Genomic DNA, 22,049 nt, shown 5'->3' with positions numbered 1-22,049 from the left:
TCGTCAGGCGGGCTTCAGGCGAAGGACTTCTTGAACGCGACGATCGCGTTGGTCAGCTCTTCCTCGGCGGCCTTGTCCATGGCCTTCTCGGCCTCGAGCTTGGCCAGCAGGGCGGCGTGGCTGCTCTTCAGGTGCTGGTGCAGGCCGTGTTCGAAGGCCAGAACCTTCTTCACTTCGATGTCGTCGAAGTAGCCCTTGTTCACCGCGTACAGCGAGGCACCCATCAGGCTGATCGGCAGCGGCGCGTACTGGATCTGCTTGAGCAGTTCGGTCACGCGGGCACCGCGGTCCAGCTGCTTCTTGGTCGAAGCGTCCAGGTCGGAAGCGAACTGCGCGAAGGCAGCCAGTTCACGGTACTGGGCCAGGTCGGTACGGATACCGCCGGACAGGCTCTTGATCAGCTTGGTCTGGGCTGCACCACCCACGCGCGACACCGAGATACCGGCGTTGATGGCGGGGCGGATGCCGCTGTTGAACAGCGAGGTTTCCAGGAAGATCTGGCCGTCGGTGATCGAGATCACGTTCGTGGGCACGAAGGCCGACACGTCACCGGCTTGGGTTTCGATCACCGGCAGGGCGGTCAGCGAACCGGTCTTGCCCTTGACCTCACCCTTGGTGAAGGCTTCCACGTAGTCGGCGTTCACGCGGGCGGCGCGCTCGAGCAGACGGCTGTGGAGATAGAACACGTCGCCAGGGAAGGCTTCGCGGCCCGGCGGGCGGCGCAGCAGCAGCGACACCTGACGGTAGGCCACGGCCTGCTTGGACAGATCGTCGTAAATGATCAGGGCGTCTTGACCGCGGTCGCGGAAGTACTCGCCCATCGTGCAGCCCGAGTAGGCCGACACGTACTGCATGGCAGCCGATTCAGACGCCGAGGCGGCCACGACGATGGTGTACTCCATCGCGCCGTGCTGTTCGAGCGCGCGCACCACGTTCTTGATCGACGAAGCCTTCTGGCCGATCGCGACGTAGACGCAGGTCATGTTCTGACCCTTCTGGTTGATGATCGCGTCGATCGCCACGGCGGTCTTGCCGGTCTGGCGGTCGCCGATGATCAGCTCGCGCTGGCCACGGCCGATCGGCACCATCGAGTCAATGCACTTCAGACCGGTCTGCACCGGCTGGTCCACCGACTTACGGGCGATCACGCCGGGAGCGACCTTCTCGATCACGTCCGTCATCTTGGCGTTGATCGGGCCCTTGCCGTCGATCGGCTGACCCAGCGCGTTGACGACGCGGCCCACCAGCTCGGGGCCCACCGGCACTTCCAGGATGCGGCCCGTGCACTTGACGGTGTCGCCTTCGGAGATGTGCTCGTACTCACCCAGAATCACCGCGCCGACGGAGTCGCGCTCGAGGTTCAGGGCCAGGCCAAAGGTGGCCACGCCAGCGGCGGTGGCCGGGAACTCCAGCATTTCACCGGCCATCACGTCCGACAGGCCGTGGATGCGCACGATGCCGTCGGTCACCGAGACGACGGTACCCTGGTTCTTGATGTCTGCCGAGGTACCGAGGCCTTCGATGCGGCTCTTGATCAGCTCGGAAATCTCTGCGGGATTCAATTGCATTGCTTTCTCCTGCGACTGCGTAGGGCGCTTTCAGCGCGTCACGCCGTCAGGGCGACCTTCATTTGTTCGAGACGGGCCTTCACCGAGGTGTCGAGCACTTCGTCGCCGACCACCACGCGGATGCCGCCGATCAGCTCGGGCTCGATCACCACGCGGGCGTTGAGCTTGCGGCCGAAGCGCTTTTCCAGCGAGGCGACCACCTCGGACAGCGCGGCATCGTCGATGGCGAAGGCGCTGTGCACGATGGCGTCGGACGAGCCCGACTGGGCGTTGACCAGGGCCTTGAACTGCGCGGCGATCTCGGGCAGGGCCGACAGGCGGCCGTTCTCGATCACCAGCTTCAGCAGGTTGACCACCTTGGCATCCAGCACGATGCCGGCCACGCCATTGACCAGGTCGAAGACCTGATCGGCGGTGGCCTTGGGGTTGTCTGCGAACTGGCGCAGGGCCTCGTCGGCCGCCACCTGGCCCAGCAGGCTGACCTGCTCGGACAGGAACGGGCCATTGCCACCGGCCACGGCCTTGAACAAGGCCTCGGCGTACGGGCGGGCGATGGTGGCGAGCTCAGCCATGGTCAGAGTTCCGCCTTCAGACGGCCCAGCAGCTCGGCGTGGACGCCGGCGTTCACTTCCTTGCGGAGGATCGCCTCGGCGCCCTTGACGGCCAGAGCAGCGACCTGGTCGCGCAGCGCTTCACGCGCCTTCACCGACTCCTGTTCGGCTTCGGCACGGGCGGCGGCGACGATCTTGGCGCCTTCCTCGTTGGCACGCGACTTAGCTTCTTCCACCAGCTGCTGGGCCAGACGCTCGGCGTCGGCCAGGCGCTTGGCAGCGTCGTCACGGGCGGCAGCCAGCTGCTGCTCGACACGGGTGTTGGCGGCGGCCAGATCGGCCTTGGCCTTGTCGGCGGCCGACAGGCCGTCGGCGATCTTCTTGGCGCGTTCGTCGAGCGCGGCCGTGATCGGCGGCCAGACAAACTTCATCGTGAACCAGACCAGGATCAGGAACACGATCATCTGGGCGATGAGGGTACCGTTGATGCTCACTTTGATGCCTCAATCACGGTAGAGAAAAGACCACCCCCGAAGCGACTGCGTCGCCTCCCCCTCGAGGGGGCGCCGCCTGCGGCCCGGCAGAGCCGGATCCGCGGCGACCGCTGGGTTGGACGGTGGCCGACGTGACTGCCTGCGTGATTACTTCGGCAGGTTGGCGATCTGGCCCAGGAACGGGTTGGCGGTGGCGAACCACAGGGCGATACCGGTACCGATGATGAACGCGGCGTCGATCAGACCGGCCAGCAGGAACATCTTGGTTTGCAGTTCGCCCATCAGCTCGGGCTGGCGCGCGGCCGACTCGAGGTACTTGCTGCCCATGATGCCGATGCCGATGCAGGCGCCGATGGCACCCAGACCGATGATCAGGCCGGCGGCGAGGGCAACAAAGCTGATGACTTCCATGATGACTCCTAGTGAGTAAAAAGAGGGAAAGGGAAAGGAAGGGAGAGAAAGCTACTGAACCCGTGCCGGAGATCAGTGGGCGTCATGGGCCTGACCCAGGTAGACCAGGGTCAGCATCATGAACACGAAGGCCTGCAGAGCGACGATCAGGATGTGGAAGATCGCCCACACGGTGCCGGCAACAATATGGCCCAGGAACAGCGCCGGACCGGTGAGACCACCGGCAGCCACGGCACCGCCCATCAGGGCGATCAGCATGAAGATCAGTTCGCCGGCGTACATGTTGCCGAACAGCCGCATGCCGTGCGAAACGGTCTTGGCCACGAACTCGATCATCTGCATCAGGAAGTTGATCGGGTACAGAAACACCTTGTCGCCGAACGGGGCGGCAAACAGCTCGTGAATCCAGCCGCCCAGACCCTTGATCTTGACGTTGTAGAACAGGCAGATGAGCAGCACCGACACCGACAGGCCCATGGTCACCGACAGATCGGCGGTGGGCACCACGCGCAGGTAGGCGTGCTCATGACCGGTGATCTTCTGGAAGATCAGCGGCAGCAGGTCGACCGGCAGGAAGTCCATGCTGTTCATCAGGAAGATCCAGACGAACACGGTCAGGGCCAGCGGGGCGACCAGCTTGCGGCTGGTGGCGTTGTGCACGATGCCCTTGGCCTGACTGTCGACCATCTCGACCAGCAGCTCGACGGCAGCCTGGAAGCGGCCGGGCACGCCCGACGTGGCCTTGGAAGCGGCCTTCCACAGCAGGAAAGAACCCACGATGCCCAGCAGGACGGCAAAGAAGATGCTGTCCAGATTGAACACCGAGAAATCGACGATGGCCGACTGCTTGTGGTTCTGGTTGTGCGTGAGGTGGTGAATGATGTATTCACCAGCGCTGGGGCCGTGCCCGGCGGCGGCGTGACCTTCGGCTGCCATGTCTATGCTTCGTCCTCGTTGACTTCAACCCGGGCGTCGCCGCCAGAGCAGCGCCACCCAATACACCTTGATGCCCACCACCAGGCCCAGCAGCAATGCCGGCCAGACCAGTGGCTGCACGATCCGGCCCGCGACGGCAAGCATCGCGACCGAAACGCCGATCTTCACAAACTCCCACAACATGAAGCTGACTGCCGAAGCACCCGCGTTCACGCTGGAAAGCCGGCTGGTCATGCCACGCGCCATCAAGGCACCCGGCACCACCACCGTGGCCGCGCCATAGAGCAGCGACCACGCCACCTCGGACCTCCCGGTCAGCAGCCGCCCGATCAGGGCCACCACCACACCCACCACCGCCTGTAGGGCGATGACCCGCCAGGGTGACACCGACGGTTCGCGGGCCCGCAGAGCCTCCGCCTCTTCGCGGCTGAGCCTCTTGAAAGCCTGTTCTGCCACCTCATCTTCTGAGTCGTCCCAAGCGCCACGGCGGCTTGCGGAAGCGTCGCGCCGTTCTGGCATCGGGGGTCTCGTGTGGGGTTGCGGCAAACCGCGGGAGTATACGTGGAAACCCATATCCGTCGACCTCTCCCCTCAGGGCCGTAGGATTTGCGCCGACGGCGGCCGGTCTGGGTTACGGCCGGGTAACGGCCGACCCCGCCGGCCGCGGCCTACAACCGCGCCAGGTTCGCAGGCAGACCAGGCACCGCCACGCGAATCTGCAGCACGCAACCTGCCAGCGGCTGGGCAGCCAGTTCGTCGGCCGGCCGCTTCTCGCGCGCGGTGGTGATGTAGAGCGTGCGCAAGTCGGCGCCGCCGAAGCACGGCATCGTGGGGCAGCGCACTGGCAGCGGCAGTTCGGCCAGCGTGCGGCCCTCGGCATCCAGGCGCAGCAGGCGCTGGCCTTCGAACATGGCCACCCAGTAGCCGCCTTCGCTGTCCATCGCCGCGCCGTCCGGCCGTCCGCCGTAGGCGGTGAGCGGCTGCGCGGCATCGCGCGCTGCAAACTGCCGCCATGTGCGGCGCCGCGACAGGCTGCCGTCGCTGGCGTCGACGTCGAAGGCGGTGATGGCGTGGGCCTTGGTGTCGGCCCACAGCAGGGTGCGACCATCGACACCGAAGGCCAGGCCGTTGCTGACCGTGATGCCTTCGGCCACGCGCTTCAGGCCCCGGCCCGGCGTGTGGCAGTACAGCGCGGCGTTCGGCTCGCGGGCGTCGTCCAGCGTGCCGATCCAGAAGCGGCCCAGTGCATCGGCCTTGCCGTCGTTGAAGCGCTGGCGGTCCGGGTCGTAGGGGGGCTTGGCGACCAGGTGCCGCTCACCACGCTGCGGATCGAAGCGCCACAGGCCGTCGCGCATGGCCAGCAGCAGGCCACCGCCCAGCAGCGGCACGCAGCAGGCCGGATCGGACGGCTGCGGCCAGGCGCGGTGCTCGCCGCGCGCGGGATCGAAGCGGTGCAGCACGCGGCCAGGGATGTCCACCCAGTACAGCACCTGCTCGTCGGGATGCCACAGCGGCGATTCGCCCAGCAGCGCGGGCGGCACGGGCAATGCGGTGATGCCCGCGGGGTCGAGTACGGTCATGGCAGGGCCGGGTTGAATGCAGCGGGGCCAGGCCCCGCACAGGGGTGCTGCCACAGGCCGGCCTCAGCCGAGCTCGACCTTCAGGTAATGCGCCCCGGGAATCGGGTTGAAATAGTACGGTGGTACCTCGGTGAAACCCAGGGTCTCGTACAGGCCGCGCGCGGCTTCCATGTCGTCCAGCGTGTCGAGCAGCATGCACGAGTAGCCGGACTCGGTGGCGCGGTCGATCAGCGCCTGGGCCATCAGCCGGCCCAGGCCGAAGCGGCGGAAGGCGCGGCGCACGTACAGCCGCTTCATCTCGCAGGCGTTGGCGTAATCGACGTCGGTGATCGGGCGGAAGGCGCCGCAGGCCGCCAGTTCGCCATCCACATAGGCCAGCAGCAACCCGCCCTGCGGCGGCGCATAGGCCCCGGGTAACGCGGCCAGCTCGGCATCGAAATTCTGGAAGCACAGGTCGATGCCGAGTTGCTGCGCGTACTCGCGGAACAGCTCGCGGGCGGCGTCGAGCCGCTCGGGCGTGTCGGCGGGCTGCAGGCGGATGTCGGCTTGCGGCATCGGGCTGGGATCGGAACGGGTGGACGCGGGAACAGGCGGCAGCGCAGTCTACCCGCCCAGCCGCACCACCCACCAGGCGGCGCCGGCGCAGCCGGCCGCCAGCACCAGGGCCAGCACGCGGGTGGCCGGCGTGTCGGCGCTGGGCGGGGTGTCGGCCGGCAGCACCTTGTCGCCGCTGATCATCGGCGGCACCAGGCGCTGGCCGCGACGGGCGTACAGCACGATGGCCAGCACATGCAGCGCCACCAGCGCGATCAGCAGCCACTGTCCGGCATCGGTGTGCCAGGCCGTGGCCTTCAGCGCCGTGGCGCTGTCGACGAAGCGGTTCAGCGGGCCGGTGGTGGCGATCTCGTCGTCGGCCACCAGGCCGGTGGCCACCTGTGCGATCAGCAGCGCCAGCATGGCCAGCACCGAGCCCGCACCCAGCGGGTTGTGGCCGACGTGCAGATGCTCGGACGGGTCGGTCTGCCCGCGCAGGTAGCGCAGCACCGTGCCTGGACCACGCACGAAGCTGGCAAAGCGCGACCAGCGCCCGCCCACCACGCCCCACAGCACGCGAAACAGCAGCAGCGCACCGACCGCCGGCCCCAGCCGCATGTGCCACACCATCGCGTTGCCGCCGACATGGCCGGTGATGACCAGCGCCACCACACCGGCCACCAGCAGCCAGTGGAACAGTCGGGTGGGCAGGTCCCACACCCGCACCGGGCGGACTTCGGATTCGAGGCTCATGGACTTGCGGGCCGGCAGCGCGGCACAACAGGCTGGACGAGCCGCGACGATAGCCCATCGTCATCCCGGCCACCAGGCGCGCCGGCATGCGGGCAGGTCCCAGGTTCCGACGCGGGAATAAACGCCGGCCCGCACCGTAAACTGCCCGTCGCCCTGGCCTCGCCCGGCGCGCAACACCGTGTCATCCCGTTGGAGAAACCCGCATGAAACACCTGCTGCTGGCGCCCGTCGCCGCCCTCGCCCTGCTGACCAGCCTGCCGGCTGCCGCCCAGTTCCAGAAGCCCGAGGACGCGATCAAGTACCGCCAGGGCGCCTTCACCGTGATGGCCAGCCACTTCGGGCGCATCGCGGCGATGGCCCAGGGCAAGGTGCCGTTCGACGCCAAGGCCGCTGCGTTCAATGCCAACATCGTCAATGACCTGGCCGCCCTGCCCTTCACGGCCTTCGGCGAGGGCACCGACAAGGGCCTGCCCAACCGCGCCAAGCCGGAGATCTGGAAGGAAGCCGCCAAGTTCAAGTCCGCCGGCGACAAGATGGTGGCCGAGATCGGCAAGCTGGACGCCGCCGCCAAGACCGGCAACCTGGACGCCATCAAGGCCGCCGTGGGTGGCGTGGGCCAGAGCTGCAAGGCCTGCCACGACGACTTCCGCGCTGAGAAGTATTCGAACTGACGACCCCGGTTGGCTGGGTACAGCCAACCACCCCCAAGGGGTTGGCGGGGCCGGTCGCTTGGGGCGGCCCGGCGCTGGCCCCGCCCCGCTTCGAGAGCGATCAGCGCTGATCGGCGAAGCCCAGCACCACGCGGCGGGTCTTCGCGCTCTTCTTCTCGATCTTGGTGACCACCACGGCGCCGATCTCGGCGGTGTTGGCCACATGGGTGCCGCCGCACGGCTGCAGGTCGGTGCCGTCGATCTCGATCAGGCGCACGCGGCCCTGGCCATTGGCCGATCTTGGCGGCTGCACGCTCATGCTGCGCACCAGGCCCGGGTTGGCATCCAGTTCCGTTTCGCTGATCCAGCGCTGCGTCACCGGGCGCGCCTCGGCCACCAGGCGGGCGATGCCGGCGGTCAGCGCGTCCTTGTCCAGCGGCTCGGTCATGTGGAAGTCCAGCCGCGCATAGGTCGCGGTGATCGAGCAGCCATCCACCGGATGCGGCACCAGCGCGCACAGCAGGTGCGTGGCGGTGTGGAAGCGCCGGTGCGCGTTGCGCCGGTCCATGTCGATGGCGGCCTGCACGCGCTGGCCCGGCTGCCAGGCCGATAGGTCGCTGCCCGGCGCCGGCACGTGCAGGACCTGGCCCGGCTCGGCGCCCTTGCGCGTGTCGGCGATCACCAGCACCCGACCGTCGGCACCGGTGAGCGTGCCGGCGTCGCCGGCCTGGCCGCCGCCCTGCGGGTAGAACACGGTGCGGTCGAGCGCGACGCCGGCCTCGCTGACGGCGGTGATCAGCGCCTCGCAGTGCGCCAGCGTGGCGTCTTCGCGGAACAGTTCTTCGGTGGTCATGGGCGTCGATCTCGTTCGCTGGGTCGATCGATCAAGGGTCGCTGCGCAGCGTGACCTCGCCGAGTGGGGTGTCCAGCGTCACGCTCACCGCCGGGCCGTCGTCCGTGCCCTTCACGCCGCGCAGGCGCAACAGCTGGCGCACGCGCGCTGGCAGGCCGCCCAGCGTGGCCGCGCGCAGGCGCAGCGGGCTGGCCGGCATCGCCTCGGTGGGATGCGCGCCCTGCCACTGGATCAGCGTGGGCAGGTGGCCGGCCAGGTCGATGGCGCCGTCGTCGCGCACCAGGATGCGCCAGCTCAGCGTGCCGGCCGGCGTCTCGCGCGACAGGCTCAGCATCGGCCCCGGCTGGCAGGCCAGCTCGATCAGACCCTGGCGCATCACATCCACGTCGGACGCGCGCAGCACGGCATGCGCCAGGCGCGGGCCGTCGCGGCGCAGGCGGGCCTGCTCGGCCGCATCGTCCAGGCCGAACCAGCGCGCGCGGCCGGGCGGCAGCGCGTCGGGGTCGATGGCGATGATTTCCAGATAGGCCTGCGGGAAGCCCTCGCCGTCGATGCGCAGCAGCCGGTTGTGCGTGCCCATCAGCGCGTGGCGGCCGCCGGGGCCGGGCGCCACACCCAGCGTGGCTTCGCACCAGGCGGCGCCTTCCTCCAGCGTGGCGGCCAGCACCGCCAGGTGGTCGAGATCGCAGTTCATGCCACGGTTGTACCGCAGACACCCCGCTAGATCAGAGCGCGACCTGCCCCTGCACCACCGTCACCACGTCGCCGCCGATCCAGATGTCGCCGCCCGCGCGCGCCACATGCACGCGCCCGGCACGGCCCAGTGCGGCGCCCTGCGCGGCCACATAGCGCTCGGGCGCCAGGCCTTCGCCGATCAGCCACTGCGCCAGGCCGGCGTTCAGGCTGCCGGTGACCGGGTCTTCGGGCACCGCCAGCGCCGGCACGAAGGCGCGCACCTCGAAGGCGCATTCGCTGCCGGCCGGGTGCGGCCCCACCACGCCCAGCTTGAGCGACTGCATGGCCGCGAAGTCAGGCTGCAGCGCCAGCACGCTGGCGGCATCCGGCAGCAGCGCGGCCATCCAGCCGGGGCCGTTGTCCACCCACACCAGGCGCTGGATCAGGTCGTCGGGTACGCGCAGCGCGGTGGCCACCAGGCGGCGCAGGCCGGCCTCCACCTCGCCGGTGCGGCGCAGCGGCGGCGCGGCAAAGGCCAGGCGCGTGCCATCCTGCTTCACCCGCACCAAGCCCACGCCGCACTGCTGCACCACCACGCCGGGCGTGCGCGGCTGGCCGCCAGCCGCCAGCCAGGCGGCACAGCTGCCCAGCGTGGGATGGCCGGCAAACGGCAGTTCGCCACCGGGGGTGAAGATGCGCACGCGGTAGTCGGCACCGGCGTCGGTCGGCGGCAGCAGGAAGGTGGTTTCCGACAGATTGGTCCAGCGCGCAAAGGCGGCCATCTCGGCATCGCCAAGGCCGTCGGCGTCGTGCACCACGGCCAGCGGGTTGCCGCGCAGCGGCTGCGCGGTGAAGACATCGAGTTGGGTGAAGCGGCGCAAGGTGCTCATGGTGGCCAGATGGAAAGGAGGGGCGTGGAAGGCGGTGGCGCGGCGGTCTTCAGCTTGACGGGGTCTGGCAGGCCAGCACGGCCTGGTAGACCTCGCGGTCGACGTTGCCGCCCGACAGGATCACCGCGGTGCACCGGCCGGCGAGTTGCTCGCGCTCAGCCAGGGCCGCGGCCCAGGCCGCGGCACCGGCGCCCTCGGCCACCTGGTGCGTGGCCTCGAACAGCTGGCGCATGGCCTCCGCCACCTTCGCGTCACTCACCTGCACGATGCGCGCGAGCCCGGCCGCCAGCAGCGGCAGCGCTGCGGGCTCGGGCGTGCGGCAGGCCATGCCGTCGGCCAGCACGGTGCTGACCGCATGCGACACCGGCTGCCCCGCCGCCAGCGACAGCGCATAGGCCGGCGCGCCGGTGGACACCACGCCGACGATCTCGCAGTCCAGGCCCAGCGCATCGCGTGCGGCGATCAGCCCCGCCGCGCCGGAGCCCAGGCCGATCGGCACATACACGCGCTGAAGGCCGGGCACGGCATCGAACAGCTCCAGCGCATAGCTGGCCACGCCGGCCACCAGGTGCTGATGGAACGACGGCACCATCACCCAGCCGCGCGCTGCGGCCAGGGCCTGGGCGTGTTCACGCGCGGCCTGGAAGTCCTCGCCATGCTCGATCAGCTCGGCGCCCAGTGCGCGCATCGCGGCGTTCTTCTCACGGCTGTTGCCGCGCGGCACGACGATGGTCACCGGCAGGCCGTAGGCCGCCGCCGCGCGGGCGATGGACTGGCCGTGGTTGCCGCGCGTGGCACTCACCAGGCCGGCCGGCGCCTGCGCCGCCTGCATCAGGTGGTGCAGGTAGACCACGCCGCCGCGCACCTTGAAGGCGCCTACCGGCGTGTGGTTCTCGTGCTTGACCCAGAGCGCCGTGCCGTCGCCCGGCGCGGCGGCCAGCGCCTGCTCCAGCAAGGGCCAACGGTGTTGCGGTGTGGGCGGCACGGCGGCGCGCACCAGCGCCTGGGCGGCGCGCAGTTCGGGCAGGCCAGGCAAGCTCACGGCGCGGCCTCGGCCTGCGTGGCCAGGTGCTCGCGCAGCACGCGGCCCAGCTGCGCCACACCCTCGGCGATGTCCTCGGGCGTCAGCGTCACGAAGCTCAGGCGCAGCGTGCGTGCATCGGCACCGCCGCCGGGCCCGTGGCCCGGTTGCGGCGCAAAGAAGGCCGAGCCGGGCACGTAGGCGATGCCGGCATCCACCGCTTTGGGCAGCAGGGCCAGCGCATCGCAGCCGGCCGGCAGGCGCAACCAGAAGAACATGCCGCCCTGCGGCATCTGCCACTCGGTGCCCTCAGGCATGTGGCGCTGCAGCGCCTGGGCCATGGCCTGGCACTGGCGCTGGTAGCGCGCGCGGATGGTGGGCACATGATGGTCGAGGAAGCCGTTCTTGATCACCTCGTGCACCACGCGCTGGTTGAAGCCCGGCGTGTGAAGGTCGGCCGCCTGCTTGGCCTGCAGCAGCTTGGGATACAGCGCGGGCGGCGCCACCAGGTAGCCCAGGCGGAAGCCCGGCGTCAGCACCTTGCTGAAGCTGCCCAGGTAGATCACGCCCTCGGGCCAGCGGCTGGCCAGCGGTGCCGGCGGCGGCGTGTCGAACCACAGGTCGCCGTAGGGGTTGTCCTCGATCAGCGGCACGCGCGCGGCCTGGGCTGCGGCCACCAGGGCATCGCGCCGCGCCGCGCCAATCACACGGCCAGTGGGATTCTGGAAGTTGGGCAGCAGGTAGGCGAAGCGCGTGCCCGGCGCGTCGTGCGGCAACGCGGTGATGGATTCGGGCAGCGGGCCCTCGCCGTCACCGGCCAGGCTGGCGTAGATCGGCTCGAAGGGGTTGAAGGCCTGCAGCGCGCCCAGGTAGGTGGGCGTTTCCACCGCCACCGGCGCACCGGGGTCGACCATCACCTTGGCCACCAGATCGAGGCCCTGCTGCGAGCCGGTGGTGATCAGCACCTGGTCCGGCGTCAGCGTCATGCCCTGGGCCGCCAGGTGCGCGGCCACCCACTCGCGCAGCGGCGCGAAGCCCTCGCTGGACGAGTACTGCAGCGCCTGCTGCGGCGCGTCGGTCAGCACGCGATCGCAGGCAGCGCGGATGGCCTCGACCGGGAAGGTGTCGGCCGAGGGCAGACCGCCGGCCATCGACAGCACGCCGGGCTTCTCGGTCACCTTCAGGATCTCGCGGATGATCGACGGGTTCAGCCGCGCGCTGCGGCGGGCCTGGTTCCAGAGGCTCATGGTGGGCTCACTCATTCGGGGATGTCTCCAAGGACGGCATCATCGCGCGGCTTCAGGGGCAACGGCCACCTTCACCGGCAGACGGCGCGCCAGCGCCACGGTGGCCATCACCGCCAGCGAGAAGGCCACGGTCACGGCGTCCAGCGTCTCGCCCAGCACCGGCACCGCCAGCCACATCGACAAAAAGGGCTGCACCAGCTGCACCTGGCTGACGCGCAGCATGCCGCCCAGCGCCAGGCCGCGGTACCAGGCGAAGAAGCCCAGCCACATCGAGATCAGGCTGACGTAGACGAAGCCGCCCCAAGCTGCGGGCCGGATGGCGGCCCAGTCGGCCGGCGCGGTCCACAGCGCCAGCGGCAGCGTGACGGGCAGGCAGCCCACCAGCACCCAGCTGATGACCTGCTCGGGCGCCATCGCCGGCCGGCCGGGGCCGGACGTGGACATGCGCGCGCCCATCACATAGCCGAAGCCGCCCAGCAGCACCGCCATCAGCAACAACGTGTCGGCCAGTTGCAGGCGGGCGCCGCCTTTCCACAGCGCGAAGCCCAGCACCAGGCCCATGCCGAGTGCGGCACAGCCCCAGAACGCCGCGCTGGCGCGCTGGCGCAGCAGCACGGCGCCGATCACCGCGGTGGCCATCGGCAGCAGGCCGTTGACCACCGACGCATGCGCCGCGTCCACGCGCTGCACGGCCCAGCCCATGAACATCGGGAAGCCGAACACCACGCCGCTGGCGGTGAGCATCAGCCCGCGCCACTGCGCCGGCGTGGGCCAGGCCGCGCGCACTGCCCGCAACCACACAACGGCCAGCAGCCCGGCCAGCGCGGCGCGGCCGATGGCCACGAACTCGGCCGACAACTGCGGCGCCGCCAGGCTGCCCGAGGCCAGACGGGTCATCGGGATGGTCAGCGCGAACAGCGCCACGCCCAGCGCACCCAGCAGCCAGCCGCGCGTGGCGGGCGACAGGCCGGCGGGCGCGGCCGCGGCCGCGGCGGCAGGCGCCATCGGCGCGGCAGGGGCAAGGGGATGGGGGCTGGACATGCGGCCCAGTCTAGGGGCACCATCAGCACAGAAGCAGCACAGTCATCAGTACAGACAGTTCATCTGTATTGGTCATCCGCTCGATACAGCACACCACACCGCGCCATGTCCCTGCACGATCCCGGCCGCCCCAGCGGCGCCACGCTCGCCATCGAGGCACCACCGCCCTCGCCGCGCCCGGCCGCGGCCGGCACGCTGGGCACGCAACTGGCCGCGCATTTCGCCGAGCGCATCCGCCACCGCGCACTGATGCCGGGCGCCCGGCTGCCCTCGGTACGCGAATGCGCGCGCCAGCACCGCGTGAGCCCCAGCACCGTGGTGCTGGCCTACGACCAGTTGCAGGCCCAGGGCCTGGTGGAGGCGCGGCGACAGCGCGGCTTCTTCGTGCGCGGGCCGATCGGCTCGCCGGGCGCGGCAGCCGGTGGCGTCACCCGCGGCCTGGCGCCGGCCGGCGCGCTGATCCCGCCCGACGCGGCGCCGGCACTGCTGAGCGGCGGCGCGGCCCTGGTGCCGCCGGTGGACGCCACGGCGCTGATCCGCGGCATGTTCCAGCGCGCCAGCGGCCAGCCGATCACCGGTGCCCAGGCCACCGCCACGGCCACCGCGTCGCGCCTGATCGGCCCCGGCCCGGGCCAGGGCACGCTGCCCGAAGCCTGGCTCGACCCCGAACTCCTGACCCGCGCACTGCGCCGCGCCCTGCCCGATGCGCAGGAGGCCCTGCGCTACGGCGAGCCGGCTGGCGACAGCGGCCTGCGCCAGGCCCTGGCGCGGCGGCTCACGGGCGATCTGGGCCTGGCCGCCACGCCGGCGCAGATCGTCACCACCACCGGCGCCACGCATGCGCTGGACCTGGTGGCGCGCACGCTGCTGCGCCCCGGCGACGCGGTGCTGGTGGACGAGCCCGGCTGGGCCGTGGAGTTCGCCCGCCTCACGCGCCTGGGCATGCGCCTGCTGCCGGTGCCGCGCTGCAAGGACGGCGCCGACGGCCCCGACCTGGCCGAGATGGAGCGCCTGCTGATCGCACACCGGCCAAGGCTATACGTCACGGTGAGCGTGCTGCACAACCCCACCGGCCACACGCTGTCGCTGGCCCACGCGCACCGCATCCTGAAGCTGGCCGACGCGCACGACCTGACCATCGTGGAGGACGACACCTACGCCTGGCTGGCGCCCAACCATGCGCCGCGGCTGTCGGCGCTGGACGGCCTGCAGCGCACCGTGTACGTCTCGGGCTTCTCCAAGATCCTGGCGCCCAACTGGCGCGTGGGTTACGTGGCCGCCGCGCCGGCGCTCACCGAGCGCCTGATCGACACCAAGCTGCTGACCACGCTGACCACGCCCTCGCTGATGGAACGCGCCGTGGCCTGGTGCCTGGACCAGGGCCTGCTGCGCCGCCATGCCGAGCGCGTGCGCCAGCAGCTGGACGCCGCGCGCCAGCGCGTGGTGCGCCTGGCAGAGGCCAGCGGCTGCCGCTTCGTGACGCCGCCGCAGGGCCTGTTCGGCTGGGTGGACACCGGCGTGGACACCGATGCCCTGGCCACGCGCATGGCCGACGCCGGCTGGCTGCTGGCGCCCGGCAGCCTGTTCCACGCCATGCCGCGGCCCACGCCGCTGATGCGGCTGAACTTCGCCTCGGCGCAGGACCGCGCGTTCTGGCAGGCCTTCGACAAGGCCCGTCTCTAGCAGCCCCGGCACGGCGCGGCGCCACAGACACGAACTCCCCACCACGAATGCGGGGCCCCCAAGCCCGGCGGTGGGTGGGCGTCAACCGGCGCGTACCATGCAGACGTTATCTGTCTGCGCCATGTTTCCCTCGACCCAGCCCCTGCAGCCCGCGTCCGACCCCCGGGGCCTGCGCGCCGCCATGGCGGCCGGCGGGCGTGGCGACGCAGCCGACGCCAGCGCCACCCACCTGAGCTCGCTGAGCCCGTCGATGCTGCAGGACCTGATGCGCTTCGAGAAGCGCGACGGCGACCGGCGCGAGCTGCTGGAGGTGCTGGCCGCCGGCATGCGCCACACCCAGCCACTGGCCATCCGCCTGGAGGCGCCGGGGCAGGAAATGACCTTGTCGGTCTACCCCAGCGACGGTCTGGTGCACAGCCAGCAACCGGTGGCCGAGTTCCTCGGCAGCGACCTGTCGCGCGTGCAGGTGCTGCACGTGCAGCCGGCGCTCAGCCGCCCGCCGCGCGACGCCGCGCTGCTGGCGCGCATGGGCCAGACGCTGGGCTATGCCCCTCTGGGCCCGGTGTTGTGGGCCGTGGCCCTGACTGGCGCACGCTCGGCCCTGCTGCCCGAGCTGGCCGGCCAGGCGGCCTACCGCGTGGCGCCGGGCGTCAACCTGGGCGGCCTGCCGATGCCGCGCGTGCTGGCCGCCTGCGTGCAGCGCCTGCGCCGCCAGACCAGCAACCTGCGCGAGATCGCCGACTGGCCCGGCCTCAGCCGCGAGGGCGCGATGCGCCTGCTGAACGCGCTGTACCTGCAATCGGCGCTGATCGTCAGCCGCTCGCACCCGGCGGCCACCAACGAGGGTTGGGAAGGCTACCAGCGCTAGGTGGGCCGCCCCCTCGGTCCGCCGGCGGCGGTGCTCAACCGCTCAGCAGTTCCCAGCGCTCCAGCGCCACCAGCAGTTCGTCCTCGATCGCCGCGTGGCGCTGTGCCAGCGCGGCGGCGCGGGGCGCATCGGTGCCGTACAGGCTGCCGTCGGCCAGCGCGGCGTCGATGGTCTTCTGCTCGGCTTCCAGCGCCTCGATGCGGGCGGGCAGTTCGTCCAGCTCGCGCTGCTCCTTGTAGCTGAGCTTGCGCGCCTTGGCCGGCGCCGCAGCGGGCGCGCTGGCCGGGGCCGGCGCCGCCGCCTTGGGTGCCGCAGCCACCGGGGCAGGCGGTGCCGCAGCCGCCTGGGCCGTCAGCATGCGCGCACGCTGCGCACGCCAGTCGGCGATGCCGCCTTCGTACTCGCGCCACTTGCCGGGCTGCAGATCGCCTTCCCAGGCCAGCAGGCTGGTCACCACGTTGTCGAGAAAGCGCCGGTCGTGGCTGACCAGGAACACCGTGCCGGCATAGCCCTGCAGCAGTTCCTCCAGCAGCTCCAGCGTCTCGATGTCGAGGTCGTTGGTGGGCTCGTCCAGCACCAGCACATTGGCCGGCAGGGCGAACAGCCGCGCCAGCAGCAGGCGGTTGCGCTCACCGCCCGACAGCGTGCGCACGGGGCTGTCGCTGCGCGCCGGCGAGAACAGGAAATCGCCCAGGTAGCTCTTGATGTGCTTGCGCTGGCCGCCGATCTCCACCCACTCGCTGCCCGGGCTGATGGTGTCGGCCAGCGTGGCGTCGAGGTTCAGGCCCGCGCGCATCTGGTCGAAGTAGGCCACCTGCAGGTTGGTGCCGCGGCGCACGCCGCCGGCATCGGGCTCCAGTTCGCCCAGGATCAGCTTGAGCAGCGTGGTCTTGCCCACGCCGTTGGGGCCGACCAGGCCGATCTTGTCACCGCGCAGGATGGTGGTGCTGAAGTCGGTGACGATGCGCTTGTCACCGAAGGCCTTGGTCACGTCGGACAGCTCGGCCACGATCTTGCCGCTGGGCAGGCCGGCGTCCAGTTCCAGCCGCACCTGGCCCACCTGCTCGCGCCGCGCCGCGCGCTCGCTGCGCAGGCGCTGCAGCCGCGCCACGCGGCCCACGCTGCGGGTGCGGCGCGCCTCCACGCCCTTGCGGATCCACACCTCCTCCTGCGCCAGCAGCTTGTCGAAGCGGGCGTTGGCCAGGGCCTCGCTGTTGAGCTCGTCTTCCTTGACCTTCTCGTAGGCGGCGAAGCTGCCGGGGTAGCTGCGCAGGATGCCGCGATCCAGCTCGACGATGCGCGTGGCCACGGCGTCGATGAAGGCGCGGTCGTGGCTGATCACCACCAGCGAGCCGGTCCACTGGTTCAACAGGCCCTGCAGCCAGTCGATGGCGTCCATGTCCAGGTGGTTGGTCGGCTCGTCGAGCAGCAGCACGTCGGGCCGGGCCACCAGGGCCTGGGCCAGGGCCACGCGTTTCTTCTGCCCGCCCGACAGGCGCTCGACCAGCAGCTCGCCATCCAGATCCAGGCGCTGCAGCGCCTCGGTGACGCGGTTCTCCCAGGTCCAGCCGTCCAGCGCCTCGATGCGAGTCTGCAAGGCATCCAGGTCCTCGCCATCGGCATGGGCCTCGTAGCGCGCACGCAGCTCGCGCGCCTCGGCCACACCCTCGCCCACGGCGTCGAACACCGTGGCGCCAGGCTTGAACTCGGGCTCCTGCGGCACGTAGAAGCGGCGCAGGCCCTGCTGCTGCTGCACGGTGCCGTCGTCCAGCTTCTCCAGCCCGGCCAGGATCTTCAGCAGGCTGCTCTTGCCCGAGCCATTGCGGCCGATCAGGGCCACGCGCTCGTTGGTTTCAAGCGCGAAGGCGGTGTGGTGCAGCAGGGCGACGTGGCCGAACGCGAGCTGCGCGTCGGCAAGGGTGATCAGGGCCATGGGGGGATTGTCGCGGCTGCCGCCAGGCAGTCGAGCCTGCGCCTCAGCCCAGCTGGCGCGCGTGGTGCGCCAAGTGCTCGTCGATGAACGAGGCGATGAAGTAGTAGCCGTGGTCGTAGCCAGCATGCCGGCGCAGCGTGAGCGGCTGGCCCACGCTGGCGCAGGCCTGCTCCAGCGCCTCGGGGTGCAGTTGCTCGGCCAGGAACTTGTCGTCCAGTCCCTGGTCGACCAGGATGCCGGCCGGGTACGGCGGCGTGGCCTGGGCGGCCATCAGCTGGCTGGCATCGTGCGCGGCCCACTCGGCATGGTGGCCCGCGTCCTGACCCAGGTAGCCGTTGAAGGCGGTATGGCCCCAGGGGCATTGCGTGGGCGCGCAGATCGGCGCCAGCGCCGACACGCTGCGGAACCGGCCCGGGTGGCGCAGCGCGAGGGTCAATGCCCCGTGGCCGCCCATCGAGTGGCCCAGGATGCCGACGCGCTCGCCATCGAGCTTGAACTCGGCCGCCGCGGCCGGCAGCAGCTCCTTGAGCAGATAGCTCTCCATGCGCCAGTGGCCCGACCAGGGCGCCTGCGTGGCGTCGAGGTAGAAACCGGCGCCGACGCCGAAGTCCCAGTGCTGGTCCTCGCCCACCACGCCGGCACCACGCGGGCTGGTGTCGGGCATCAGCAGGGCCAGACCCAGCTGGGCGGCCATGCGCTGCGCGCCGGCCTTCATCGCAAACGTCTCTTCGGTGCAGGTCAGACCGGCCAGACACACGACGACCGGCACGCGCTGGCCCGCCAGCGCCGCCGGCGGCAGGTACACGCCAAAGCGCATCGGCAGACCGATCTCGGCCGACATGTGCTTGTAGAAGCGCTGCTGGCCGCCAAAGCCGCCGTGCTGGCTGAGCAGTTCGAGTCGATCGAGCGCCATGGTCAGAACTCGACGACGGAGCGGATCGACTCGCCACGCTTCATCAGCGCGAAGCCCTCGTTGATGTCCTCGAGCTTGAGCTTGTGGGTGATCAGGTCGTCGATGTTGAGCTTGCCGTCCATGTACCAGTCGACGATCTTGGGCACGTCGGTGCGGCCGCGCGCGCCGCCGAAGGCCGAGCCTTCCCATTTGCGGCCGGTGACCAGCTGGAACGGCCGCGTGCTGATCTCGGCACCCGCCTCGGCCACGCCGATGATGATGCTGCGGCCCCAGCCCTTGTGCGTGCACTCCAACGCCTGGCGCATCACCTGCGTGTTGCCGATGCACTCGAAGCTGTAGTCGGCGCCACCATCGGTGAGCTGCACGATGGCATCCACCACGTTCGGCACGTCCTTGGGGTTGATGAAGTGCGTCATGCCGAAGCGGCGCGCCATGGCCTCGCGGCCCGGGTTGATGTCGACGCCGATGATCTTGTCGGCGCCCACCATCCTGGCCGCCTGGATCACGTTCAGGCCGATGCCGCCCAGGCCGAACACCACCACGTTGGCGCCCGCCTCCACCTGGGCGGTGAACAGCACCGCCCCCACGCCGGTGGTGACACCGCAGCCGATGTAGCAGACCTTGTCGAAGGGCGCGTCGGGCCGGATCTTGGCCAGCGCGATGCCCGGCACCACGATGTGGTTGGCGAAGGTGCTGGTACCCATGTAGTGCAGCAGCGGCTGGCCGTTCAGGCTGAAGCGGCTGGTGCCGTCGGGCATCAGACCCTTGCCCTGGGTGCTGCGGATGGCCTGGCAGAGGTTGGTCTTCTGGCTCAGGCAGAACTTGCAGTTGCGGCACTCGGGCGTGTAGAGCGGGATCACGTGGTCACCGGGCTTCAGCCAGGTGACATCCTTGCCCACCTCCATCACCACGCCCGCGCCCTCATGGCCCAGGATGGCCGGGAACAGGCCCTCGGGGTCGGCGCCGCTGAGCGTGTAGTAGTCGGTGTGGCAGATGCCGGTGGCCTTCACCTCCACCAGCACCTCGTTGTCCTTCGGGCCCTGCAGGTCCACGGTCTCGATGGTCAGCGGGGCGCCGGCCTTCCACGCAACGGCGGCTCGGGTCTGGATGGGCATGGTCTCGTTCTTCCCTGTGTGCTTCAGTGCTTGAGTTGTGATTCGAGCGCGGTGATGAACATCGCCGCCACGTCAAAGCCGGTCTGCTGCGTGATCTCCTGGAAGCAGGTGGGGCTGGTGACGTTGATCTCGGTGAGGCAGTCGCCAATGATGTCCAGGCCCACCAGCAGCAGGCCGCGCGCGGCCAGGATGGGGCCCAGCGCGGTGGCGATCTCGCGGTCGCGCTCGGAGAGCGGCTGGGCGACGCCCTTGCCACCGGCGGCCAGGTTGCCGCGGATCTCGCTGCCCTGCGGGATGCGCGCCAGGCTGTAGGGCACCGGCTCGCCGCCGATCAGCAACACGCGCTTGTCGCCGTGCACGATGGCCGGCAGGTACTTCTGCACCATCACGCTCTGCGCGCCGTCGCGGTTCAGCGTCTCGGTGATGCTGCCCAGGTTCATGCCGTCGGCGCCGACGCGGAAGATGCCCATGCCGCCCATGCCGTCCAGCGGCTTCAGGATGATGTCCTGGTGCTCGGCGTGGAAGGCCTTGATCGCCGCCGCGCTGCGCGTCACCAGCGTGGGCGCGATGTGCTGCGGAAACTCCAGGATCGCCAGCTTCTCGGGGTGGTCGCGCAGCGCCGCCGGGCGGTTGAACACGCGCGCGCCCTCGCGCTCGGCCTGGCTGAGCAGGTGGGTGGCGTAGAAGAACTCGCTGTCGAAGGGCGGGTCCTTGCGCATCACCACGGCGTCGGTGTCGGCCAGGGCCAGCTCGGCCTGGGTGGCCACCTCGAACCAGTCGTCGCTGTGCACGGCCTGGGTCACCGGCGCGGTGGTGGCCTCGCCCTTCAGCGTGATGCAGCGGGCGCCACGGGCCACCACACGGGCGCCCTTCACCCACACCAGGTCGGCCGTCTCGCAGGCCCAGATCTGGTGGCCGCGGCGCGCGGCCTCGCGCATCATCGCGAAGGTGGTGTCCTTGTAGGTCTTGAAGGTTTCCAGCGGGTCGGCGACGAACAGCAGTTTCATGGCGATGAGTGTCTCGGGTTCGTGGTCTGACCAAGCTGCCGCCGTGGAACCGGCTCAGCCGGGCCACCGGCGGCGCCCCCTGGGGGGAGGCGCCTGCAGGCGCTTCGGGGGGTCTACTTTCGCACGGCCATCGTGACGACGCCGGCCACCACCCCCCAAAAGGCCGCGCCAATGCCGGCCATGCTGACGCCCGACAACGTGACGAGGAAAGTCATGGCAGCGGCGTCACGGTGGCGCTCGTCCTTCAGCGCCGCGGCCAGGCCGCCGGCGATGGTGCCCAGCAGCGCCAGCCCGGCCACCGCCGCCACCAGCTCGCGCGGAAAGGCCGCGAACAGCCCCGCCACCGCGCCGCCGGCGAGGCCCAGCAGCGTGTAGAAGATGCCGGCCATCACCGGCGCGGTGTAGCGCTTGCTCGCATCGGCATGGGCCTCCGGGCTCATGCAGATGGCCGCGGTGATGGCCGCCAGGTTGATGGCGAAGCAGCCGAACGGCGCCAGCAGCAGCGTGACCACGCCGGTGGCCGTGGTGACCGGCGACACCGGCACCGCGTAGCCGGCCGCGCGCTGCGCCGCCACGCCGGGCAGGTTCTGCGAGGCCATCGTGACGATGAACAGCGGCAGCGCCACGCCCACCACGGTGGCCAGGCTGAACTGCGGCGTCACCCACTCGGGCCGCGCCAGCGCCTGGTCGCCCAGCCGGCCCAGCGCCGCCAGGTCCAGCCGGCCCTGCAGCCCAGCCACCGCGATGCCGGCCAGCAGCACGCCCGGCACGGCATAGCGCGGCCACCAGCGCCGCCCGGCCAGGAAGGCGCCGGCCATCACCAGCACCAGCACCGGTGACGAGCGCACCGCCAGCACCGCATCCAGCCCGAAGCGCGTGAGCACGCCGGCCAGCAGCGCGGCGGCCACGGCCATCGGCACCTTGTCCATCACGCGCTCGAACAGGCCGCTGACGCCCGACAGGATGATCAGCACGGCGCAGACGATGAAGGCCCCCGTGGCCTCGGGCAGCGTGACGCCATGCGTGGCCGCCAGCAGCGCGGCGCCCGGCGTGCACCACGCGGTGAGCACCGGCATGCGCCAGCGCAGGCTCAAACCCACGCAGCTGATGCCCATGGCCAGGCCCAGCGCCCACATCCAGCTGGCCGTCTGCGCGGGGGTGGCGCCCAGCGCCTGCGCAGCCTGGAACACGATGGCCACCGAGCTGGTGTAGCCCACCAGCACCGCCACGAAGCCGGCCACGGCGGCCGACAGCGACACATCGGCCCACCAGGGGCGGCGGGACGGAACAACGGAACTCTGCATGGGCCGGCAGGGTACCAGCGCC

Annotated in this window: 23 protein-coding genes; 3 read left to right on the top strand and 20 right to left on the bottom strand. The window is 70.6% G+C overall.

Going from position 1 to position 22,049, the window contains the following annotated elements; all coding sequences use genetic code 11:
* Positions 1-14 precede the first annotated feature (14 nt).
* The 9 genes from atpA to AACH10_RS23455 all read right to left on the bottom strand — a co-directional run bounded on the left by atpA (position 15) and on the right by AACH10_RS23455 (position 6,827).
* The gene (gene atpA / locus AACH10_RS23495; RefSeq protein WP_341412981.1) at positions 15-1,568 is read right to left on the bottom strand and encodes a F0F1 ATP synthase subunit alpha; all 1,554 of its coding nucleotides are present in this window, start codon (positions 1,566-1,568) and stop codon (positions 15-17) included.
* Positions 1,569-1,606: 38 nt separating this feature from the next.
* Positions 1,607-2,140, bottom strand: coding sequence for a F0F1 ATP synthase subunit delta (locus AACH10_RS23490; RefSeq protein ID WP_341412980.1), 534 nt, complete (start codon positions 2,138-2,140; stop codon positions 1,607-1,609).
* 2 nt (positions 2,141-2,142) lie between these two features.
* Positions 2,143-2,613, bottom strand: coding sequence for a F0F1 ATP synthase subunit B (locus tag AACH10_RS23485; RefSeq protein ID WP_341412979.1), 471 nt, complete (start codon positions 2,611-2,613; stop codon positions 2,143-2,145).
* Positions 2,614-2,760: 147 nt separating this feature from the next.
* Positions 2,761-3,024, bottom strand: a complete 264-nt coding sequence (atpE, locus tag AACH10_RS23480; protein WP_128198652.1) for a F0F1 ATP synthase subunit C — start codon at positions 3,022-3,024, stop codon at positions 2,761-2,763.
* Positions 3,025-3,096: 72 nt separating this feature from the next.
* Entirely contained in the window at positions 3,097-3,960 is an 864-nt protein-coding gene (gene atpB / locus AACH10_RS23475; protein ID WP_341412978.1) for a F0F1 ATP synthase subunit A, read from the bottom strand.
* 24 nt (positions 3,961-3,984) lie between these two features.
* Positions 3,985-4,479, bottom strand: a complete 495-nt coding sequence (locus AACH10_RS23470) for an ATP synthase subunit I (RefSeq protein WP_341412977.1) — start codon at positions 4,477-4,479, stop codon at positions 3,985-3,987.
* A 149-nt stretch (positions 4,480-4,628) separates the two neighbouring features.
* Complete coding sequence (locus tag AACH10_RS23465) at positions 4,629-5,540, bottom strand: SMP-30/gluconolactonase/LRE family protein (RefSeq protein WP_341412976.1); 912 nt, start codon at positions 5,538-5,540, stop codon at positions 4,629-4,631.
* A gap of 63 nt (positions 5,541-5,603) precedes the next feature.
* Positions 5,604-6,095, bottom strand: coding sequence for a GNAT family N-acetyltransferase (locus AACH10_RS23460; RefSeq protein ID WP_341412975.1), 492 nt, complete (start codon positions 6,093-6,095; stop codon positions 5,604-5,606).
* A 48-nt stretch (positions 6,096-6,143) separates the two neighbouring features.
* Positions 6,144-6,827: a cytochrome b/b6 domain-containing protein gene (locus AACH10_RS23455; RefSeq protein ID WP_341412974.1), complete on the bottom strand. Its 684-nt coding sequence runs from the start codon at positions 6,825-6,827 to the stop codon at positions 6,144-6,146.
* Positions 6,828-7,030: 203 nt separating this feature from the next.
* On the opposite strand from AACH10_RS23455, the gene AACH10_RS23450 reads away from it, so the two are divergent.
* Positions 7,031-7,498 carry a c-type cytochrome gene (locus AACH10_RS23450; RefSeq protein WP_341412973.1) on the top strand — a complete coding sequence of 156 codons (468 nt, stop codon included), beginning with the start codon at positions 7,031-7,033 and terminating at the stop codon, positions 7,496-7,498.
* Positions 7,499-7,598: 100 nt separating this feature from the next.
* Here AACH10_RS23450 and AACH10_RS23445 read toward each other — a convergent pair whose 3' ends face one another.
* Genes AACH10_RS23445 through AACH10_RS23420 form a run of 6 tightly spaced genes read right to left on the bottom strand, consistent with a single transcriptional unit; the run spans position 7,599 to position 13,168 of the window.
* Entirely contained in the window at positions 7,599-8,330 is a 732-nt protein-coding gene (locus tag AACH10_RS23445; protein WP_341412972.1) for an alanyl-tRNA editing protein, read from the bottom strand.
* A 31-nt stretch (positions 8,331-8,361) separates the two neighbouring features.
* Positions 8,362-9,024: a VOC family protein gene (locus AACH10_RS23440; protein ID WP_341412971.1), complete on the bottom strand. Its 663-nt coding sequence runs from the start codon at positions 9,022-9,024 to the stop codon at positions 8,362-8,364.
* A 31-nt stretch (positions 9,025-9,055) separates the two neighbouring features.
* Positions 9,056-9,895 (bottom strand): PhzF family phenazine biosynthesis protein, encoded by an 840-nt coding sequence (locus AACH10_RS23435; protein ID WP_341412970.1) that lies wholly within the window; start codon positions 9,893-9,895, stop codon positions 9,056-9,058.
* A 49-nt stretch (positions 9,896-9,944) separates the two neighbouring features.
* A complete protein-coding gene (locus tag AACH10_RS23430; protein ID WP_341412969.1) occupies positions 9,945-10,937 on the bottom strand; it encodes a threonine dehydratase in 993 nt (330 codons plus the stop codon).
* Complete coding sequence (locus AACH10_RS23425; RefSeq protein WP_341412968.1) at positions 10,934-12,163, bottom strand: aminotransferase-like domain-containing protein; 1,230 nt, start codon at positions 12,161-12,163, stop codon at positions 10,934-10,936. Before AACH10_RS23425 ends, AACH10_RS23430 begins: the two co-directional genes overlap by 4 nt.
* A gap of 39 nt (positions 12,164-12,202) precedes the next feature.
* The gene (locus tag AACH10_RS23420; protein WP_341412967.1) at positions 12,203-13,168 is read right to left on the bottom strand and encodes a DMT family transporter; all 966 of its coding nucleotides are present in this window, start codon (positions 13,166-13,168) and stop codon (positions 12,203-12,205) included.
* A gap of 141 nt (positions 13,169-13,309) precedes the next feature.
* On the opposite strand from AACH10_RS23420, the gene AACH10_RS23415 reads away from it, so the two are divergent.
* Together AACH10_RS23415 and AACH10_RS23410 are read left to right on the top strand one after the other, a co-directional pair.
* Complete coding sequence (locus tag AACH10_RS23415) at positions 13,310-14,887, top strand: aminotransferase-like domain-containing protein (protein ID WP_341412966.1); 1,578 nt, start codon at positions 13,310-13,312, stop codon at positions 14,885-14,887.
* A 121-nt stretch (positions 14,888-15,008) separates the two neighbouring features.
* Positions 15,009-15,755 (top strand): hypothetical protein, encoded by a 747-nt coding sequence (locus tag AACH10_RS23410; protein WP_341412965.1) that lies wholly within the window; start codon positions 15,009-15,011, stop codon positions 15,753-15,755.
* Positions 15,756-15,789: 34 nt separating this feature from the next.
* Here the strand turns inward: AACH10_RS23410 and AACH10_RS23405 are convergent, their stop codons facing one another.
* The 5 genes from AACH10_RS23405 to AACH10_RS23385 form a co-directional block, all read right to left on the bottom strand.
* A complete protein-coding gene (locus AACH10_RS23405; protein WP_341412964.1) occupies positions 15,790-17,688 on the bottom strand; it encodes an ATP-binding cassette domain-containing protein in 1,899 nt (632 codons plus the stop codon).
* Positions 17,689-17,731: 43 nt separating this feature from the next.
* Entirely contained in the window at positions 17,732-18,601 is an 870-nt protein-coding gene (gene fghA, locus AACH10_RS23400) for an S-formylglutathione hydrolase (protein ID WP_341412963.1), read from the bottom strand.
* Between the two features lie 2 nt (positions 18,602-18,603).
* Positions 18,604-19,710: an S-(hydroxymethyl)glutathione dehydrogenase/class III alcohol dehydrogenase gene (locus AACH10_RS23395; protein ID WP_341413284.1), complete on the bottom strand. Its 1,107-nt coding sequence runs from the start codon at positions 19,708-19,710 to the stop codon at positions 18,604-18,606.
* A 29-nt stretch (positions 19,711-19,739) separates the two neighbouring features.
* Positions 19,740-20,723, bottom strand: a complete 984-nt coding sequence (gene gshB / locus AACH10_RS23390) for a glutathione synthase (protein WP_341412962.1) — start codon at positions 20,721-20,723, stop codon at positions 19,740-19,742.
* Positions 20,724-20,836: 113 nt separating this feature from the next.
* On the bottom strand, positions 20,837-22,027 hold the full coding sequence (locus AACH10_RS23385; protein ID WP_341412961.1) for a benzoate/H(+) symporter BenE family transporter: 1,191 nt from the start codon (positions 22,025-22,027) through the stop codon (positions 20,837-20,839).
* Positions 22,028-22,049 lie beyond the last annotated feature (22 nt).

The sequence above is a fragment of the Pseudaquabacterium inlustre genome (assembly GCF_038066595.1).
Lineage (GTDB): Bacteria > Pseudomonadota > Gammaproteobacteria > Burkholderiales > Burkholderiaceae_C > Pseudaquabacterium > Pseudaquabacterium inlustre.
Note: the sequence above shows the minus strand (reverse complement) of the source record. Positions and strands in the feature narration are given on the sequence as shown.

Bases quoted from the DNA above. Each gene is read 5' to 3' on its own strand.
- atpE (WP_128198652.1), bottom strand. From the start codon at position 3,024: ATGGAAGTCATCAGCTTTGTTGCCCTCGCCGCCGGCCTGATCATCGGT.
- fghA (WP_341412963.1), bottom strand. From the start codon at position 18,601: ATGGCGCTCGATCGACTCGAACTGCTCAGCCAGCACGGCGGCTTTGGC.
- AACH10_RS23440 (WP_341412971.1), bottom strand. From the start codon at position 9,024: ATGAACTGCGATCTCGACCACCTGGCGGTGCTGGCCGCCACGCTGGAG.
- AACH10_RS23425 (WP_341412968.1), bottom strand. From the start codon at position 12,163: ATGAGCCTCTGGAACCAGGCCCGCCGCAGCGCGCGGCTGAACCCGTCG.
- AACH10_RS23415 (WP_341412966.1), top strand. From the start codon at position 13,310: ATGTCCCTGCACGATCCCGGCCGCCCCAGCGGCGCCACGCTCGCCATC.
- AACH10_RS23445 (WP_341412972.1), bottom strand. From the start codon at position 8,330: ATGACCACCGAAGAACTGTTCCGCGAAGACGCCACGCTGGCGCACTGC.
- atpA (WP_341412981.1), bottom strand. From the start codon at position 1,568: ATGCAATTGAATCCCGCAGAGATTTCCGAGCTGATCAAGAGCCGCATC.
- AACH10_RS23385 (WP_341412961.1), bottom strand. From the start codon at position 22,027: ATGCAGAGTTCCGTTGTTCCGTCCCGCCGCCCCTGGTGGGCCGATGTG.
- AACH10_RS23405 (WP_341412964.1), bottom strand. From the start codon at position 17,688: ATGGCCCTGATCACCCTTGCCGACGCGCAGCTCGCGTTCGGCCACGTC.
- atpB (WP_341412978.1), bottom strand. From the start codon at position 3,960: ATGGCAGCCGAAGGTCACGCCGCCGCCGGGCACGGCCCCAGCGCTGGT.
- AACH10_RS23460 (WP_341412975.1), bottom strand. From the start codon at position 6,095: ATGCCGCAAGCCGACATCCGCCTGCAGCCCGCCGACACGCCCGAGCGG.
- AACH10_RS23410 (WP_341412965.1), top strand. From the start codon at position 15,009: ATGTTTCCCTCGACCCAGCCCCTGCAGCCCGCGTCCGACCCCCGGGGC.
- AACH10_RS23490 (WP_341412980.1), bottom strand. From the start codon at position 2,140: ATGGCTGAGCTCGCCACCATCGCCCGCCCGTACGCCGAGGCCTTGTTC.
- gshB (WP_341412962.1), bottom strand. From the start codon at position 20,723: ATGAAACTGCTGTTCGTCGCCGACCCGCTGGAAACCTTCAAGACCTAC.
- AACH10_RS23450 (WP_341412973.1), top strand. From the start codon at position 7,031: ATGAAACACCTGCTGCTGGCGCCCGTCGCCGCCCTCGCCCTGCTGACC.
- AACH10_RS23435 (WP_341412970.1), bottom strand. From the start codon at position 9,895: ATGAGCACCTTGCGCCGCTTCACCCAACTCGATGTCTTCACCGCGCAG.
- AACH10_RS23470 (WP_341412977.1), bottom strand. From the start codon at position 4,479: ATGCCAGAACGGCGCGACGCTTCCGCAAGCCGCCGTGGCGCTTGGGAC.
- AACH10_RS23420 (WP_341412967.1), bottom strand. From the start codon at position 13,168: ATGGCGCCTGCCGCCGCGGCCGCGGCCGCGCCCGCCGGCCTGTCGCCC.
- AACH10_RS23455 (WP_341412974.1), bottom strand. From the start codon at position 6,827: ATGAGCCTCGAATCCGAAGTCCGCCCGGTGCGGGTGTGGGACCTGCCC.
- AACH10_RS23465 (WP_341412976.1), bottom strand. From the start codon at position 5,540: ATGACCGTACTCGACCCCGCGGGCATCACCGCATTGCCCGTGCCGCCC.